The sequence below is a fragment of the Hymenobacter mellowenesis genome (assembly GCF_030581005.1).
Lineage (GTDB): Bacteria > Bacteroidota > Bacteroidia > Cytophagales > Hymenobacteraceae > Hymenobacter > Hymenobacter mellowenesis.
Genome location: NZ_JAUQSX010000011.1, coordinates 22127 through 40336, shown reverse-complemented (window position 1 = coordinate 40336; position 18210 = coordinate 22127). Strand labels below are relative to the sequence as shown.

Below are 18210 nucleotides of genomic sequence, written 5' to 3'. Positions count from 1 at the left end.
AAAAGGACGAGTGGTAAAAAGTCGGCGGTGAAGTGCAGAAACTGGCTACGAGTGGTAGTCCAGCTAATGTCTAAGCTAAGTGTTTGTTGACTAAAAGCTAGCTATGCCGTTGCTTCAAACGCCTCGTGATAGCGCACCGTACCCACGGGAATGTTTCCCTGGAAAGTAAGGGCCTGAAAATACGGTGGGGGCACGTCGGGTAAGACGAGGGTCGGCACCGCCAGGAATCCGAACCGGCCGTAATAGCCCGGCTCACCCAGCACGACGCAGCCCATCGCGCCCCGCTGACGTAGTTCGGTGAGCGCCGCGTGAATGAGCCGCGAGCCGATGCCCTGCTGCTGACGGGCAGGCTCAACCGCAACGGGACCCAGGCCATACCACCCGACTGCCCCGGAAGAAATGACTACCGGGGAAATCGCCACGTGGCCTACCACCTGGCCAGCCGCCACGGCCACGAGCGATACTGTGAGCTGCTGGTGCCTGCGCAAAGCATCGATGATAAACTGCTCGGTGTGTGACGAATGCGACTCGGACGCAAAGGCTGCCTGGGTGAGCCGGGAAATAGCCGGTTCGTCGGCGGGCTGCTCAGGACGAATAAGGAGGGATTCCATCAGGGGAAGGTGGCCGCAGGGCCGCTATGCCAGCTAGATAAGCTGGGGTGGAACTAGCTGGCGTCGGGCTGGTTCTTCTTGAATCGCGGGCGGCCCAGCGCCGGGGCGGGCGGCTCCACAGGATTGTCCATCTGCTTCTGGGCCAGCTTAGTCATAGTGAGCAGGTCGGACTTAGCCAGCTCGGCCACTTTCACCAGCTCATCGAGCGTGAAGCTGCCGGGCTTGGCCATGCGCACGTTCAGGGTGTTGTGCGAGATGCCGATGTGCCGGGCGGTGTCGCTACGCATACCCAGGGCGTGAATCAGTTCGGCCAGCGAATTGTAGGAACTTGGTTTGAGCATAGCCGGGGCCGCAAAGAGGTCTAACACGAGCAAAGATTAGTCAATTTTTGCAACATTACGGCCCCCGCCGCCCCGTAGTTCGGCTATTCAAAGAAGGTGGGTGCCGGGTAGCGGAGTATCTCCGCCCCATCCGGCTCGGTGATGCGGTCGAGGTAGACGAGCACGTTGCCGTCGCGGGCCTGGCGCTCGTCGGCCCGCTGCCAGACAGCGTACAACTCGGCGTAGGGGAAAAAATTCATCTGGTCAAAGCCGCTAGCGAAGCCCTGTACCATTTCCTCCACCTGCTCGCGCTGCTCGTGGGAAACGTCGTTGTACACCCAGCGCAGGAACTCATCCGTGTCGGGTGGCAGGTCGAAGTAGGCCACCGTCTGCGGTACGGTGTGGCTGCCCATGTAAAGCAGCAGCTCCCAGAGCCGGTAGTGGCTTTTCTCCCGCTGCCAGTATTCCACGATGTCGCGGCGACCGGTTCCCACGGTCTGCCCGCCAAACTTCATTGTGCCGGGGTCGGCTGCGAGCGCCTTGCGGAAGCCGTAGTCGGTGACCCAGTCCTTTTTCGTGAGGCTCTGAAAGTTGTACATGGGGGGCATGGTCAGGGTTGGAGAAGCAAGTTAAGGCAAAGCCGGAACTGAAAAACCACTTTTTATAAGCGGCTATTCCGGCCCCGAAGTGGGTAGTGGACTGTTCCACTCGCGGTAGGCGGTGGTGTAGCGGTCGGCCACGATGGCCAGACGCTCGGGCTGGTCCTCCCGCTTTATCCAGACGTGCGAGCTGCCGCAGTGCACCTGATAGCCGGGGCCCAGCAGCTGGCGGGCGGCCTCGGCAAACCCGCGCAGGTCGGTCGTATCCGGCGCGGCCTCGATAAGCTGCCGCAGCTGCTCCAGGCGCTGCGCTTCGGCGTCGTCGACCGGTTGCTGCTCGACAGCCAGATAAGCCAGCTGCAGCGCTAAAACGGGGGTATTCAGGGGGTGCTGACTGGTCGGAGACATTGCAAAAAGAACAAAAGGGAGAAAATGGCTACTGAACGGGCGGCTCGGGGCTGGCCAACTCCCGCGCGAGCAGCAGCACCCGGGCGTCGTGGAAAGCCTGGCCGAACACACCGCGCTGGTAGTCGAGGGCCAACTGGCCCACGTTGGCAAACTCGTAGCGCAGGCCCGTTTCACCCAGCAGTTGCAGAAACTGGTCGGTCTCCTCGGCGCTGAAGCCGCTAAGGTCGCGGCCGTCACTGAGCAGCAGCTGCACGCCGGGGCACTCGTGGCGGCCCCGCTCGTAGGTGGTGTAAATCAGGCCGACGGCCCGCTCTCGGGCGTAATACACGGCATCGCCAATAACTAAATCCTGGGGATGGGGCATGGTATCGGGGTTAAAGCAGCAGGAGGGAAAACAGGCCACCCTGGTCCTCGCGGGTGGCCCGTAGCGCCTCACGGCCGATGGGGCGCACGGCCCGCACCAGGGCACTGAGCACATCGAAATCGGGCTGGGTATCGATGCAGAGGCCGAGCCGTAGGGCCACTTCGGCGGTCAGGCCGTCGCAGTCGAGGCCTTTGCCCAACTGCTGCATCAGCATTTCCACGTCGGTAATGACGGCGATAACCCGGCTGCGGTACTGATTCCAGCCCGGGTCGATGATGGTGGGGGCTTCGCTGGCTCGCATCCGGCAGGGGCTAAAGGTGAGTATCGTAGCCCGTGACCGAGGTAAAGAGGGCCAGCAAGTCCTCCCCGTACACCATTTCAAACGTCTGCTGATTGGTAATGACCGGCTCCCAGTCGACCAGCTTCTGGTGGTAAAATTCCACCTTGTAGGTGTCGGTGGGCATGAGCGTAATTTTCAGGCGGTTCACCTGGGCCTGATTGTCGCGCAGGTCCATACGCAGCCAGGGGTTGGGGTTGCTGGCCGTCCGGCCGGCAGCCATGAGCTTGTCGGCCCCGGTCATCACGAGGAAGCGACGCCCCCCTAATTGCGATAAAATGGTGTAAGCTTCTTCGACAACTTCGGGTTTGGCGCTCATAAACGGCTTTTTTAGTGCGTTGCTGCTCCATATTAAACGTCAAATCAAGCAATAATGTTTCAATTTTATTTAAATTAAATTATCAATTATTGAATGATTATGAGGCGTGACAGGGTGCCCTAGATAACTTTTTCCATCTCGTTTTTTTGGAAATCCAGCCCGGTACTGGCCACCGGCCGGGTGCTTACGCGTTCAGTCGGGCCGGTCTCGCCGTTTTAATCTGCTGGTCTATGCTACCCTGCACAGGGCTTTGGTGGCTAGCTATTTGTCTTCGCCCTGGTGTAACAGCCCGGTTGCCGCCTCGCAAGTATATCCATGCGGCTCATGTTCGTCCTGGCGGTTCAATATGGGCCCAGGAAGAAGTGGTCCATTCGTTCAAGGAAAGCAGGTGGGGAGTAAAGTCCGGAATATCTTCGTTTCTGGCGCTTAAACCACACTTTCGGCTTATAAAACCTTTCCCTTAGCACAGTATAAGCAGGGCAAAAAGCTGGGTAAATGTTTGCAATCGGCTTATAAAACCTTTCTTTTAGCTTACTCAAAGGTTAGTGAAAACCTATTGGTAGGCTTATAAAACCTTTCCTTTCGAAGATGAATCGGGCCTAGTGCCCCGGTTGCGGGGGAATTGCCGCCCGTTAGCAAGCCATCAATGAGCCGGTGGTAGACTTATGAAACCTTTCCTTTCGTCATTATCAGTTCCTGCTCTCAGGCAGCTGATATCTTTACGGCAGGGTTTAAAGCTGCTGCAGAAGGGCTGTTCAAAGGGTGAAAGAGGTCCACGTTTTACTTATGTTATGTTTAATATAAATAAAGTACAATCAATGTTTTTTATTGGGTGGGCATCCAATTTTGTTGTTTTCTGTTTTGGTCCCCGGCCCACCCGCCGTCAGACCTTCTAAAAGCCTTTTTTTGTCCTCATCACAAGCTTGTGAGATTTGTTAATTATTTGTCTTATTTGTAGGGCTTGTAACGTGTTGATTTTCATGGCCTAGCAAGGTGCTTAGGAAAGGTTTTATAAGTGAAAAGAAAGGTTTTATAAGTCTAAAGGGAAGGGATTATAAGCGAAGGGAAAGGTTTTATAAGTCCAGTGGAAAGGTTTTATAAGTGAAAAGAAAGAACCTTAAGGGAAAACTTTCTTTTAGTCTTTCCTTTTGGCATCTCGTTGCTATCTTCGCCTATACTACCACTTTCCCACCCCCATGCAAGGTCTTGATACTGCGGCTGCTATAGCCAATTCCACCGGGCTCGAAATTCGACAGCACAACGCCATCACGACGGCGCGCTACGAGATGACCGCCTGCGAGATGGACATCGTGTTCTACCTCCTCTCGCTCCTAAAGAAGGAAGACCGCATTGGCACCTTCTACCGGGTGAAAGTGCTGGACCTGCAGCACCTCACCGGCCGGCAGTGGAACTATCAACAGTTTCTGGAAGCTACGTCTGCCTTGCGCACCCGGGAGTACGTGATTGAAGACAACAAGCGTATTCTGCAGGTGGGCCTGCTGGCCTCGGCGGAGTACCTGAAGGGTGAGGGCGTCATCGAGTTGGAAATCTCAGAGAAGATTCGCCCATATCTCATCGACTTAAAGCGCAACTTTACGTCCTTCCGTTTGCAGGCGGCTTTTAGCCTGAGCAGCAAGTACGCCAAGCGCATCTACCAGATTGCCTCGCAGTGGAAAGACAAATCCGAAACCCGCACCTTCACCCTGCACGACCTTAAGGTGATGCTGGCGCTGAAAGACCCCAAGGGGGTTGAGCCGGAGCAGTACACCAAGGTGTCCATGTTTCAGAAGTATGTACTCGACGTGGCGGTTACTCAAATCAATCAGAATACGGACCTGCACATCGGCTACGAGCTCGTCAAAAAGGGCCGCTCCTTCGAGAGCATCCGCTTCCAAATCAAGCAGCAGGAGCCTCATCAGCTGCCCCTGCCGTTCGAGCAGCCCCTGGATGACTCCCGGCTGCAGATGGCACGGCAGCGGCTGGCGGAGCTCGATATCCGAGACACTCGGTTGATTGAGCAGATTCTCAGCGAAGCGCGCATGGTAGATGAGCTTTTTTCCTTCTGCTACAAGCTTAAAACGGGTAAAATGAAAGCATCCACTAATCCTGGGGGACTGTTTTTAACAGTGGTGGGGCTGCGCAAAGCTCAAGCGGCTCCCGCCAAAAAGTAACCGCGACAGTATAAAGGCAAGTACAAATGGCATCAGGTCTGGCAAAAGCTCACATCCGAAGTGGTTAATAGTAAAAAAGAGTATAAAATGTTAATGCTTTTTGTACCATTTTTTACTATTAATCAATTGATTAAAGACTTTTTACTGCGCAGCTTATTTATATTCCTTTTTGCCTGAATTCACCTATGGCTGCTAGTGGCTTTAGAACAACTTCAGATACTCATCAGGCTAGGGATGGATTATCTATAAAGGTGTCAGGTAGCCGCCGGACTAGCACGGTGCTGGCTGGCATAATCCGAAGGGGTTTGGCCAAAGCGCTTTTGAAAAATTTTGCGGAAGTAGTTCGTGTCGGTAATACCCACCTCGAAGGCAATTTCTGCTATTCGCAGTTGGCTTTGCGCCAGCAGTTGGGCCGCGCGCTTGAGGCGCACATCGCGGATAAACTCCACGGCGGTCTGGCCCGTCAGGCTTTTGAGGCGACGGTAGAAGGCCGACTGGCTCATGGCCATGGCGCTACTCAGTTCAATCACGCCAAAGTCGGCATCACCGAGGTGCTGTTCCACGGCGGCCATGGCAGCTTCCAGGAACTGGCGGTCCGCGTCGGGCACTACCAGCTCAGTGGGTTGCAGCAGTATCTGGCGGTCGTAGTATTCATGCAGCTTGCGGCGGTTGCGCAGCAGGGTTTCCGCCTTGGCATGGAGCAGCATGGGGCTGAAGGGCTTGCTCACGTAATCATCCGCCCCGACCCCCAAGCCTTCCAACTCGTGGGTTTCGGCGGTGCGGGCCGTGAGCAGCACCACCGGAATATGGCTGGTTTTGGGGTTTTGCTTGAGGCGCTGGCACAATTCCAGTCCATCAGAGCGCGGCATCATCACATCCGAAATGATGAGGTCGGGAAGCTGCGACAGGGCCTGCTCCCAACCAACCACGCCGTCTTCGGCCACGGTCACCTGGTAGTCGGCCGCGAAGAGTTGACGCAGGTATTCGCGCAGCTCATCGTTATCTTCTACTACCAGCAGGCGGGACCGCACGGACTGCGCGGTAGTCTCCGACAGGGGCAGCGCCAGTTCGTCAAGCGCTGGTAGCTCGACCTCGGCTGTGGTTTCCCCATCGCTAATTGCCTGTACATCCTCGGGCTGCAGGTGCTGGCGGCCAAAGGGCAACCGAAGCTCGAACGTGGTGCCCACGCCTTGGATGCTGGCGACCGTTAACTGGCCCCCGTGCCGGCGAGTAAACTGCCGGGCCAGCGCGAGACCGATGCCCGTGCCCCCGATGCGTAGCTTGCTGGTATGGGAGGCTTGGTAGTAAGGGTCAAAGATTCGCTCCTGTTCCTGTTTGGCAATACCCACCCCTGTGTCAGATATGCTGACTTTTAGATAGTTGCCTACCAATTGCGCGTCCTCAAATTTTGCCTCCCCGGCGGGGCTGCCCACTACGCTGACATCGAAGGTGACCCGGCCCTTAGTGCGCGTGTATTTAAAAGCATTGGCCAGCAGATTCGTTAGAATGATTTCCAGCTTACTGCGGTCGAAGTAGAGCATCACCGGCTCGGTGGGCGCATCGAGCACATAATCGACCTCCCGTTCGCGGGCTTTCAGTGCAAATACGGCGTAGAGGTCGGTGAGAAAGCGGGTGGCGTCGCCGTAGCTGGCGCGGAGCGGTACGTGGCCGCTTTCCACCTTGCGGAAATCGAGAAGCTGGTTGGCCAGCTCCAGCAGCTTGCTGGCTTGCTGCTGCATGAGCTGCAGCTTGCCGCGCAAATCCGTTACGGGGCCGCCACGCATCAGGTCTTCGATGGGGCCCAGTATCAGCGTGAGCGGCGTGCGAAACTCGTGACTGACGTTGGTGAAAAAGCCCAGCTTCAGGTTAATCAGCTCCTTATCCTTTTCAGCCTGAAACTGCTCCAGCACCAGCTTGCTTTTCAGCTGCTGCTGGGTCATTTCCACGCGCCGGTATAGCGCTACCGCGCCCGCTACGGCTAAGGCATAGAGTAGGTAGGCCCACCCGGTTTTGTACCAGGGAGCCAGCACGTCGAGCTGGAGGGTGGCGGGCGTGCGCGACCATACGCCTTCCCCATTGCTGGCCTTCACCTGCAAGGTATAGTGGCCGGAAGGCAGGTTGGTGAAGCTGGCCAGGCGCTGGCCGGGCCCCGGGCTCACCCACTCGTTCTGGTAGCCCAACAGACGGTAGGCATACTGGGTCCGCTGGGAGTTGACGTAGTTGAGAGCCACGAACTCAACGGAAAAATCGTTTTCCGAAGCCTGAATGGTGAGCGGCGGTGAGTGGGTGAGCGGATGCGGCAGCAGCACCCGGCCGTTGAACGGCTCGCCCACGGTCACTGGCCGGTTCAGCACCCGCAGCTCGGTAAGCTGCACCACCGGCGGGCGAGGGTTGGCTTGAATAGCGGCCGGCTGAAAATAGTTGAGGCCGTTAATGCCCCCAAAATACAGCATGCCGTCCTGGCCGCGGGCGGCCGAGCTAATCTTGAAAGCGTTGCTTTGCAGGCCATCGGCTACGTCGAAGCGCAGGTACTGGCGAGTACGGGGCGAGTAGCGGTAAAGGCCGGTGCCGCCCAGCCAGAGGTTGCCCGCGTCGTCGACCAGCAGGCTTTCCACATCCGTTTCGGGCAGGGCGCCGATAAAGCTGCGCACCTGCTCGTGGCCCTGCGCATCAGTCGTGAGCTGGTACAGGCCGCCGCCAATGGTGCCAATCCAGAGGGCGCCGGTTGGGTCAAGCAACAGCGGCCACACGTAGTTGACCTGCAGGCTGTTGGGCTGGCCGGGGGCATAGTAATAGCGCGCCAGCAGCTGCAGCGAGTCGGCGGTGGGGCGCAGCTTCAGCAAGCCCGCGTCGTGGGTGCTGGCCCATAGCACATTCCGGTCCGCGTCGTAGAGCAGATACGTGAACTGGTCGGATGGCAGGCCGCCGTGCTTACGGCCGTACTGGCCCAGCAGGCGGCCGTCGGGGCTCAGGCGCAACAGGCCGCGCTCGAAGGTCGCCAGCCAGATAGTGCCTTGTCCATCCTGGGCAATGTGCTCAATGCCGGTGCCTGCCAGGTCGAACCCACGCGCCAGCCGCTCGGTGCGCTTCAGCTGGGCGGGGCCGCCGCCGGCCGGCCGCCGCAGCGTGGCCAGGCTCCCGCTGCGCGTGCCAAACCACAGCGTGCCGTCAGTCGCCTGGAAAATGGCCGACACGTCGATGCTGCGCGTGGCGTCGGTGGACTGGGTAAGGTAGTTCCGGAAGGTATGGTGGGTCAGGTCGTAGGCGGCCAAGCCGTTGCGGGTGCCCAGCCAGAGCGTATTGGTGGCCTCTTCCTTGTAGATAGTGTTGATGTAGTTGTTGGCCGGCGTCACCGGTCCGGCTAGTTGCCGGCGCAGGCTGCCAAAGTTCTTCTGCCGCAGGTCCACCTTGTTGAGCCCCCCGGCCGAGGCGCACAGCCACAGCACCTGGTTGCGGTCTTCATAGAGCTGATGGACGCGCTCCGAGTTGAGGCTGTAGGGCACGTTGTCCTGGGGCAGTATCAGCGTTGGGTTGGGCAGTACAGGCGGGGCCGCGCCGGTTATCGCTCCGGCTTCCCAGACGTAAAGGCCGTTGATGGTGCCGGCCCACAGCCGCCCAAACGAGTCGAGGTGCAGCGTAAGGACGAGCGGCAAAGCCTGGGGCAGTGGGTGTTCATCCAGCTGGTGGCGGGCTCGTCGGTTGGCTGCCGGCACCCACAGCACCTGGTGGGCTGTGCCCACCCAGAGGTCGCCCCGCGGGTCGAGGCAGAGGGAGCGCACCAGACGGGGGCCGAAGTCGGTGGTTTGTATCAACAGCGCCGGGTTGTTGGCGCGCACAACCAATAAGCCCGCTGTGGGCGTTCCCACCCACACCTGGTCTTCGCCATCGATGACCAAGCTGTTTATTTCGGTAGCGAGCGGTGAAGGCAGCTGCTGCAGGCGGAGTACCCGGCCCTGCGGGCCGAACGTCAGCACGAACAGCCCCCGCTGCTGGGTGCCCACCCACAGCCGGTGCTGGCTATCGGTGGCCAGGGCGGTTACGTCGCACTGCGCCAGCTCGCGGGCCCGGTTCCGGTCGGGGCCGGGCACCTGCTGCTCGCCCAGGCTGCTGAAGCGGTCGTGGTCGGGGTCGTAGCGCATCAAGCCGGCCCGCTCGGCCCCTACCCAAAGCTGGCCATTGGGCGCGGTGAAGAGCACCTTGATGCGATTGCTGGGCAAGCCGTTCCGGGGGTTAATCGGCAGCTTGTAGGATTTTAGCTGGTAGCCGTCGTAGCGGTTGATGCCCCGGTTGGTACCCACCCAGATAAACCCATCCCGGTCCTGCGTCACGGCCATGGCATCGCTGTGCGACAGCCCCTGGTCCACGGTCAGGTGCTCAAAGCGAAAGTCAGCGGGCCGCACATTTTGAGCGACGCCCGACAGGCTGATTAGCAAGGGTAATAGGCTAAGCAGGCCAGCCCATGGGGCCCGGAGCCACGGTTGTACTATGGTCAACAAGGGAGAAGTCAGGTGGGATGGATAGTAAATGTAGCAAGCCGGTTGCTAGTTTCTGCCCGCAAAACCTAGGGCCTCACAATTGCCGAATTTGTCTTGCATCTTCTACGAAAATGTCCTGTATGAGCCCTGAAACAGGCAACTAGCTTTGTACCACTATCTCCCCTGCAGTAGCAACCAGTATAGCGCTGAGCTTGCTTTTGCGGCTTTCCATCCCCCTACTATGCGTGGCATTTTTCCTCTCCTGCTAGCAGCCGTTTGCCTGAGCCTGGGCCTGAAGTCGGCTCCCACGCCGCCGCACACCTTCACCCTCGGCGCCAATCAATTTCTGCTCGATGGCCAGCCCTTGCAAATGATTTCGGGTGAGCTGCACTACCCGCGCATTCCGCGCGAGGCCTGGCGCGCCCGCCTGAAAATGGCCAAGGCCATGGGTCTGAATACCATCGGCACCTACGTGTTCTGGAACGCGCACGAGCCCCAGCCGGGCCAGTACGATTTCACGGGCAACAACGACGTGGCCGCCTTCGTGCGCATGGCCCAGGAAGAAGGCCTGTGGGTGATTTTGCGCCCCAGCCCCTACGTGTGCGCCGAGTGGGAATTCGGCGGCTACCCCTACTGGCTCCAGAACATTGCCGGGCTGAAAGTGCGCAGCCAGGAGCCGCAGTACCTAGCCGCCTATCAGCGCTACCTGCAGGCTGTGGGCCGGCAGCTGGCTCCGCTGCAAGTCAACCACGGCGGCCCCATCCTCATGGTGCAGGTCGAGAACGAATACGGCTCCTACGGCAGCGACAAGGCATACTTGGCGCAGAACAAAAAAATGTTTGAGCAAGCCGGCTTCGATGGCCTGCTCTACACCTGCGACCCGGTGAAGGACGTGGCCGCCGGCCACCTCGATGGCCTGCTGCCCGCCGTGAACGGCACCGACCAGCCTCGCCAAATCCGCCAGTTGGTGAATGCCAACCACCAGGGGAAAGGGCCCTACTACGTGGCCGAGTGGTACCCGGCTTGGTTTGACTGGTGGGGCACCGAGCACCACACCGTACCGGCCAGCAAGTACACGCCCGGCCTCGATTCGGTCCTGAAAGCGGGCATGTCCATCAACATGTACATGTTTCACGGCGGCACCACCCGCGGCTTCATGAACGGGGCCAACTTTAAAGGCGACAGCTCTCACTACGAGCCCCAAATCAGTAGCTACGACTACGACGCGCCCCTCGACGAAGCCGGCAATGCCACGGCCAAGTTTCGGGCCTTCCGCGAGGTCATTGCCCGGTACCGGCCCGCCGGTCAACCCCTGCCGCCGGTGCCGGCTACCAAGCCCAGCGTGGCCCTGCCGGTGCTGCAATTAACAAAGAGTATTCGCCTGCTCGACCATCTGCCTACTCCCGTGGCCAGCGCCGGGCCCCTCACCTTCGAAGCGCTCAAGCAGGACTACGGCTTTGTACTGTACCGCACGACCGTGGCCGGAGGTGGGCAGAAACTATTGAAAATAAAGGAACTGCGCGACTACGCGGTGGTAATGGTCAATGGCAAGTGCATGGGGACGCTCGACCGTCGGCTGCGGCAGGATAGTCTGCGGGTGGCGCTCCCGGCTGGTCCGGTGCAGCTGGATATTCTGGTGGAGAACATGGGCCGGGTAAATTTTGGCGAGTACCTCCTGCAAAACAATAAGGGCATTACCCGAAGCGTGGCGCTCAATGGCAAGCAGCTGAACGGCTGGCAAATGTATGGTTTGCCCTTCGATAAGGCCCCAACCCTGGTCAAAGCCGGCCCGGCTGCCCCCACCGCCAGCAGCGGCCCGGTACTGCGCGCCGCCACTTTCACTCTGGCCCAGCCGGCCGATACGTACCTGGACATGCGCCAGTGGGGCAAAGGCGTAGTGTGGGTGAACGGCCACAACTTGGGCCGCTACTGGGCCATTGGCCCGCAGCAAACACTCTATGTGCCGGTTGAATGGCTGCGCAAAGGCCAGAACGACATCACGGTCCTGGAACTGCTCAAGCCGCAGCAGACTATACTGCCGTCGCTCAACCACGCTATTCTAAATGAGTTGCACCCGGACAAGTCCATTGCGCCGCAATCTATCAGCACTCTTGACTAGCAACGCGTTAATCAAATTCCGTCTCATCCTCTAGACTACTTAGCCTTCCCAGATTGGGCAACAGCGGGCGACTGCGGCAAAGTATAAGTGCCGGAATACCTCTTGTATTACCATTTGATTAAGGACGGTTTCCGCACATTAACACGTGGGTCGCCCTCAGATATAGGCCGCCTCATGTTCTTTTCTCCATGAACTACCTACGCATCCTTTCCTTGTTTTTAGGCAGCTGGCTACTGGTGGCCTCGTCGCCTCCGGCGACCAAACGCCCGGCCGCTTATACTGGTTACTTGTTTGTGTATTTCACCGGCAACACGCAGGCCGAGGAGGCTATTCGCTTCGCCCTGAGCCCCGACGGCTACCACTTTAAAGCCCTCAATGATGACCAGCCAGTTCTCAGTTCGGCCACCATCAGCGCCAGCGGAGGCGTGCGCGACCCGCACATTTTGCGCGGAGCCGATGGCAAGGCCTTTTACATGGTAGCCACCGACATGGTGTCGGCCCGCGGTTGGAACTCCAACCGCGGCATCGTGCTGCTGCGCTCCTCCGACCTGGTGCACTGGAAATCCAGCGCCCTTCACTTTCCGAAGCGGTACGCCGGCCAAGAGCAGTTGCAGCGGGTGTGGGCCCCTCAAACCATCTACGATGCCCAAGCGGGCAAGTACCTGGTATACTTCTCGCTGCAATACGGTACGGAGCCCGATAAAATCTATTACGCTTACGCCAACAAAGACTTTACCGACCTGGAAGGCGAGCCGAAGCAACTATTCGTCAGCCCTACGAACGGCTCGTGCATCGATGGCGACATTGTGGCGAAAGATGGTCGATACTACCTGTTCTTCAAGACGGAGGGCCAGGGCAACGGTATCAAAGTCGCCGTGTCAGACCACTTGACCGGTGGGTACGTGCTGCGCGACAAGTATGTGCAGCAAACCAGCGACCCCGTGGAAGGCGCCGGCACCTTCAAACTCAACCATTCGGACGACTACATTCTGATGTACGACGTGTACACCAAGGGACGCTACCAGTTTACCCGCACCCACGACTTGGAACATTTCGCCGTGGTCGACAGCGCCATAACCATGAACTTCCACCCCCGGCACGGCACGGTGCTACCCATCACCACTGCTGAAGCGACCCGCCTCACGGCGCGGTATGGGCGCCTTCCAGCTGCCAACTAGCCGCTCCATATAACCGGAAAGGCAACCTGCTGTCATGGAAAATTACTTATTGTTGGGTGCAACGGGCGTCCATTCAAAGCGACGTTTCCCCTTTCCGTTCAACGATGGAAACCGGTTACACCAACGTAATCCAGCGGTCAACCTAACCATTTAGTTGTTAGTAAAATTCTGATTAGTGTTAGGCGTTTTTTAGTGGTTTACGACGCTTGTCATCTGCAAGAATCGCTGCTGAATGCCATGCAGCACTGGACTTAATAGCCAGACGTTACGACATTATCAATCCATTGATTACAAATAAATTACATAATAACACACACTTTTTTTACTAACTGAACTGCAGCATAGTGCCGAATTTTGACCGGTTTTTTGCTGAAAAACTCCCGGGCTGCTGGTGGCTGGTTTGGTAATTTTACCATCGCTAAACCCCTGCACCGCGCGGTATTTATTTGGGTAAATACGCTGGTAACAATTGCTTTTCATCGGAAGGAATAAGCAGATACTTGGCTAAGCCCCTAAGCTACACAATCGATTGTCTGAAGATAGGCACGGTCTTTTAAAAATCTCTTTTTTCATCACCAACTCCCACCCCATGAGATTTCCTTTACCCCATCCCAGCCGGCTGGTGCTGGCTGCCTCCCTTTGCGGGGCGCTGCTAACGCCGCCGTTTAAAAGCTGGAGCAACGTGCGCAGCGTGCAGCAAGCGGCTGACCCCATTAAAGGCCAGGTCCTGGACGAGAAAGGCGCGGCCCTACCGGGCGTCAACGTCATTGTGAAAGGTACCAACATTGGCACGCAAACCGACGCGGAAGGGCGCTACTCCATTAAAGCGCCGGCCGATGCGGTGCTGGTGTTCAGCTTCGTGGGCTCGGCCGCGCAGGAAGTAGCGGTGGGTGGGCGCAGCACTATTGACATTTCCCTTAAGCCCGAAACCCGGGCCCTCGGCGACGTGGTGGTGGTGGGCTACGGCACCCAGCGCAAGGCCGAGCTCACCAGCGCCGTGGCGAGCGTCAAAGAGGAAAGCTTCGTGAAAGGCGCAACCCGCGACGCAGCCCAGCTCATCCAGGGCAAGGTAGCCGGCCTGACCGTGGTGACGGCCAGCGGTGACCCCACGGCCAACAGCCAGATTCTGCTGCGCGGCTCAGCGACCCTCAACTCCGACACGCAGCCGCTGATTCTGATTGACGGTATTCCGGGCACCCTGAATACGGTGCCGCCGGAGGACATCGAAAGCGTTGACGTGCTGAAGGACGGCTCGGCCGCTGCCATTTACGGCACGCGCGGCACCAACGGGGTTATCCTCATCACCACGCGCCGGCCCAAGGGCAACTTGGCGCCCACCCTCGACTACAGTGGCTACGCCAGCACCCAGCGCATTGCGCGCCGGCCCGACATGCTCACCGCTGCTGACTACCGCCAGAAGATTGCCGACGGCGTAAAATTCAATGATGAAGGCGCCAGCACCGACTGGCTGAAGGAAATCAGCCGCACCCCCCTCAGCCACGTGCACAACGTGACGCTACGTGGCGGCAACGCCCAGACCAGCTACCTGATTGAAGGCAACTACCGCTACTTCGAGGGCATCTTCCAGAAGTCGGACAACCGTTCCTTCACGGGCCGCGCCGACGTGAACCACAGCATGTTCGACGGCCGCGTGAAATTCAACGCGGGCGTACTGAACACCAACAACCGTTTCACCACCACCGGTGACGGCTTCAGCTACAATGGCTACACCTACCGGCAGGCCATCATCCGCAACCCCACCTCGCCGGTGTACGGCCCCGACGGCAACTATGCCCAGGATTTCGGATTATTCAACTATGAGAACCCGCTCTCGCGCATCTACCATTCTGACGGCGAGAATGCCTCGCAGAACACCCGCCTCAACGGCAGCGTGCTGTGGGAGCCGATTAATGATTTGCAGCTCAAGGCCCTGGGTTCATACACCCGCTACAACGAGGTGCGCGGCTATGCCGAAGACAAGCTGCACCCCTCCACCCTGCGCGACAAGCTGAACGGCTACGCCTCGCGCGGCGACCAGGAATACATTGACCGACTGTTGGAGTTGACGGCTACCTACAGCCGCAGCTTCGGTGAGCACCGCATTTCGGTACTGGGCGGCTACAGCTTCCAAGATAATGTCGGTCAGGGTTTCTACGTTCAGAACCGGGACTTTCCCACCGACCTGTTTTCCTACAACAACCTGGGCAGCGGCACGGGTATCAAGCGCGGGCTGGGGGGCGTGGGCAGCGGCAAAGGCTCCTACAACCTGATTGGCTTTTTCGGTCGCCTCAACTACAACTACAAGGAGAAATACCTGCTGATGGCCAGCGTGCGCCGCGAGGCTCATTCACGCCTGCTCGGGGCCAAGCAGCCCTGGGGCACCTTCCCGGCCGTGTCGGTGGGCTGGCGAATCAACAAGGAGAACTTCCTGGCTGATGCTTCCTTCCTCGATGATTTGAAGCTGCGGGCGGGCTACGGCGTGACGGGTACCGCCCCGGGCGGGTCGTTTCTGGGCGTGTCGCGCCTGGCGTTTTATTCCTACGATAACTTCCTCTCGAACGGAACCTGGGTGCCGGTGCTGGCGCCGAGCAGCAACCCCAACCCCAACCTGCGCTGGGAGGAAAAGCAGGAAGTGAACATCGGGCTGGATTTCTCGCTGTATAAAGGCCGCGTCAGCGGTACGGTGGACTACTACCGTCGCCGCACCAACGGCCTGCTCTACGACTACCCTGTGCCCTCGCCGCCTAACCTCTACGGCAGCATCACGGCCAACGTGGGCTCAATTGAGAATAAAGGCCTGGAGGTGCAGCTGAACGTGGTGCCGGTGCAAACGTCGAAATTCGCCTGGAACTCGACCTTCAACTTCTCCACTAACAACAACCGCCTGCTCTCGCTCACCAACGACCTATATACGCTCACCAATAACTACTTCAACACCGGCTACACCGGCGAGCCCATTCAAACCTACACCAGCCGGGTGCAGGTAGGCGACAAGTTGGGCAACCTCTACGGCTTTAAGGTGGTGGACGTGACCAACGATGGCAAGTGGATTTACGAGACCAAGTCCGGCGAGCGGGTGGCCTACGACCAGTTTGCCCACAAAGACGAAGACAAGCAGGTGCTCGGCAACGGCCTGCCCCGGTACTACGGCGGCTGGAACAACTCATTCCGCTACGGTCCGCTGGACCTGAGCGTGACCATGCGCGGGGCCTTCGGCTTCCAGATTCTGAACGTGCAGCGCATGTACTACGAAAACACCGGCATCACGCAGTACAACCGTCTGCGCTCGGCCTACGAGCCGGTATTCGGCAAGGCGGTGCTCAACACCGCCATGCCGCTGGAATACAACAGCTACTACGTGGAAAACGGCGACTACTGGAAGATTGACAACATCACGCTGGGCTACAACTTTAAGCCCGAGGTGGTAAAGTATGTGAAGAACCTGCGGGTGTACGTGTCGACGCTTAACACCTTCACCATCACCAAGTACAAGGGCATCGACCCCGAAGTGAACCGCCTGGGCCTGGCCCCCGGCGTCGACGACCGCGACAAGTTTCCGACGGTGCGCACCTTCACGGCCGGCCTGAACGTCACCTTTTAATTCCCACCCCCTCTCGTACCCATGAAAAAATTCCCGTACTTGGCCGGCCTGAGTTGGCTGGCGGTGTCCGCTCTGGGGCTGTTCGGCTCCTGCACCAAGCTCTACGACGATAGCTACGACCAGATTGTCGCCAACAAGTTCAACCCCACCACCGGCGACTTGCCCTCGCTGCTGGGGCCGGCCTACACCAAGTGGCGGCCCTTGTTCCTGGAATTTCAGGGCGCCTACCGCATCCAGGAAACGTCGAGCGATGAAACCGTGACTCCCGGCCGCCCCAATGGCTGGGTCGACGACGGCTCGTTCCGCCGCCTGCACCAGCACACCTGGACGGCCAACGACCCCACCCCCGACTTTGTGTGGAACCAGGCCTACAGCGGCGTCACGAACTGCAACCGCATTCTCTACCAGCTGCAGGCCGGCCAGATTCCCATCACCAGTGGCAAGGAAGCCCTGATTGCCGAGCTTCGGGTGTTGCGGGCCTCGTACTACTACATGCTGTGCGACATTTTCGGCAACGTGCCCATTGTGGATAAATTCGACGTGCCGGACGGTTTTCTGCCCACGCAGAGCACCCGGACGCAGGTCTACGATTTCATCGTGAGCGAAATCACCCAATCGATTCCCCAACTAGGTACCGTGGTGGATGCCTCCACCTACGGCCGCTTCAACAACAAATGGGCGGCGTACACCCTGCTGGCCAAGGTGCAGTTGAACGCCGGCGTGTACCGGGGCACCCCCGACTGGGCCGGATGCATTGCCTCGTGCGATGCCATCATCGGCTCCAACAAATACCAGTTGGAGTCGGTGCAGGCCAACGTGTTCAAAACCCAGAACGAAGGCTCGAAGGAGATTGTGTTCGCCATTCCTTTCGACGAGGTGTACGCGACGGGTTTCCGCATCCACATGCAGACCCTGCAGCCGCAGAACCAGCAGACCTACAGCGCCCAAGCCACGATGTGGGGCGGGGGCATCTGCGCCATTCCGCAGTTTATCAATTCTTATAACCCCAACGACGGCCGCCTGCGCTCCAACTGGATTCAGGGGCAGCAGTATTCGGCTTCGGGTACGCCGCTGGTGGGTGGCTTCGCGCCCACGGCTGGCCAGCCGTTGGTATTCACCAACACGCTGTCGAGCGTGGTCTTCGGCACCGAGCAGGACGGCTTCCGGGTGGGCAAGTTTGAGATTAAGCAGGGGGCCCTGCAGGATTTGAGCAACGACTTCCCGCTGCTGCGCTACGCCGACGTGCTGATGATGAAGGCCGAGGCCCTACTGCGCACCGGCCAGGCGGCACAAGCCGCCACCCTGGTCACGCAGGTGCGCCAGCGCAACTTCACGGCCAACCCGGCCCTGGCCACCGTCACGGGTGCCGACCTGGCCCTGGGCAGCAGCTACCCCTACGGTCCTTCCAACAACAACATCATCAGCCCCCTGCAGGGCGGCTCTGACATTGTCTACGGCCGCATGCTGGACGAACTGGGTTGGGAATTCGCCGCCGAAGGCCACCGCCGGCAGGATATGATTCGCTTTGGTATGTATACTACCAAGTCGTGGCTTTCTCACACGCCCAACGGCGCGTACCGCATCCTGATGCCCCTGCCGCAGAGCGCGCTGAACACGAACAGCAATCTGAGACAAAACCCCGGCTACTAAGCGCAACGCCGAACTGGTTTAACCGGCCGGGTGGTTTTAGCAGCGTGCCTGCCAAAGC

Annotated in this window: 13 protein-coding genes; 5 read left to right on the top strand and 8 right to left on the bottom strand. The window is 59.0% G+C overall.

The window, feature by feature from the left end; all coding sequences use genetic code 11:
- Window positions 1–101: 101 nt before the first annotated feature.
- From Q5H92_RS19150 to Q5H92_RS19120, 7 genes are all read right to left on the bottom strand, one after another.
- Window positions 102–611 carry a GNAT family N-acetyltransferase gene (locus tag Q5H92_RS19150; protein ID WP_305013169.1) on the bottom strand — a complete coding sequence of 170 codons (510 nt, stop codon included), beginning with the start codon at window positions 609–611 and terminating at the stop codon, window positions 102–104.
- A 53-nt stretch (window positions 612–664) separates the two neighbouring features.
- A complete protein-coding gene (locus Q5H92_RS19145; RefSeq protein ID WP_169533877.1) occupies window positions 665–979 on the bottom strand; it encodes a hypothetical protein in 315 nt (104 codons plus the stop codon).
- Between the two features lie 56 nt (window positions 980–1035).
- On the bottom strand, window positions 1036–1530 hold the full coding sequence (locus tag Q5H92_RS19140) for a hypothetical protein (protein WP_305013168.1): 495 nt from the start codon (window positions 1528–1530) through the stop codon (window positions 1036–1038).
- 72 nt (window positions 1531–1602) lie between these two features.
- Window positions 1603–1938: a hypothetical protein gene (locus tag Q5H92_RS19135; RefSeq protein WP_305013167.1), complete on the bottom strand. Its 336-nt coding sequence runs from the start codon at window positions 1936–1938 to the stop codon at window positions 1603–1605.
- 28 nt (window positions 1939–1966) lie between these two features.
- Complete coding sequence (locus Q5H92_RS19130; protein ID WP_305013166.1) at window positions 1967–2302, bottom strand: hypothetical protein; 336 nt, start codon at window positions 2300–2302, stop codon at window positions 1967–1969.
- A gap of 10 nt (window positions 2303–2312) precedes the next feature.
- The gene (locus tag Q5H92_RS19125) at window positions 2313–2603 is read right to left on the bottom strand and encodes a hypothetical protein (protein ID WP_305013165.1); all 291 of its coding nucleotides are present in this window, start codon (window positions 2601–2603) and stop codon (window positions 2313–2315) included.
- Window positions 2604–2613: 10 nt separating this feature from the next.
- Window positions 2614–2958, bottom strand: a complete 345-nt coding sequence (locus Q5H92_RS19120) for a hypothetical protein (RefSeq protein ID WP_305013164.1) — start codon at window positions 2956–2958, stop codon at window positions 2614–2616.
- Between the two features lie 1196 nt (window positions 2959–4154).
- Between Q5H92_RS19120 and Q5H92_RS19115 the strand changes: the two genes are divergently transcribed.
- Window positions 4155–5129, top strand: a complete 975-nt coding sequence (locus Q5H92_RS19115) for a replication initiation protein (RefSeq protein ID WP_305013163.1) — start codon at window positions 4155–4157, stop codon at window positions 5127–5129.
- A gap of 254 nt (window positions 5130–5383) precedes the next feature.
- Here Q5H92_RS19115 and Q5H92_RS19110 read toward each other — a convergent pair whose 3' ends face one another.
- Window positions 5384–9562 (bottom strand): hybrid sensor histidine kinase/response regulator transcription factor, encoded by a 4179-nt coding sequence (locus tag Q5H92_RS19110; protein WP_305013162.1) that lies wholly within the window; start codon window positions 9560–9562, stop codon window positions 5384–5386.
- 283 nt (window positions 9563–9845) lie between these two features.
- Here Q5H92_RS19110 and Q5H92_RS19105 point away from each other — a divergent pair, with 283 nt between their 5' ends.
- The 4 genes from Q5H92_RS19105 to Q5H92_RS19090 all read left to right on the top strand — a co-directional run bounded on the left by Q5H92_RS19105 (window position 9846) and on the right by Q5H92_RS19090 (window position 18152).
- Window positions 9846–11723, top strand: coding sequence for a glycoside hydrolase family 35 protein (locus Q5H92_RS19105; protein ID WP_305013161.1), 1878 nt, complete (start codon window positions 9846–9848; stop codon window positions 11721–11723).
- Between the two features lie 188 nt (window positions 11724–11911).
- Window positions 11912–12901, top strand: a complete 990-nt coding sequence (locus tag Q5H92_RS19100; protein ID WP_305013160.1) for a glycoside hydrolase family 43 protein — start codon at window positions 11912–11914, stop codon at window positions 12899–12901.
- A gap of 589 nt (window positions 12902–13490) precedes the next feature.
- On the top strand, window positions 13491–16502 hold the full coding sequence (locus Q5H92_RS19095; RefSeq protein WP_305013159.1) for a SusC/RagA family TonB-linked outer membrane protein: 3012 nt from the start codon (window positions 13491–13493) through the stop codon (window positions 16500–16502).
- Between the two features lie 21 nt (window positions 16503–16523).
- The gene (locus Q5H92_RS19090; RefSeq protein WP_305013158.1) at window positions 16524–18152 is read left to right on the top strand and encodes a RagB/SusD family nutrient uptake outer membrane protein; all 1629 of its coding nucleotides are present in this window, start codon (window positions 16524–16526) and stop codon (window positions 18150–18152) included.
- Window positions 18153–18210 lie beyond the last annotated feature (58 nt).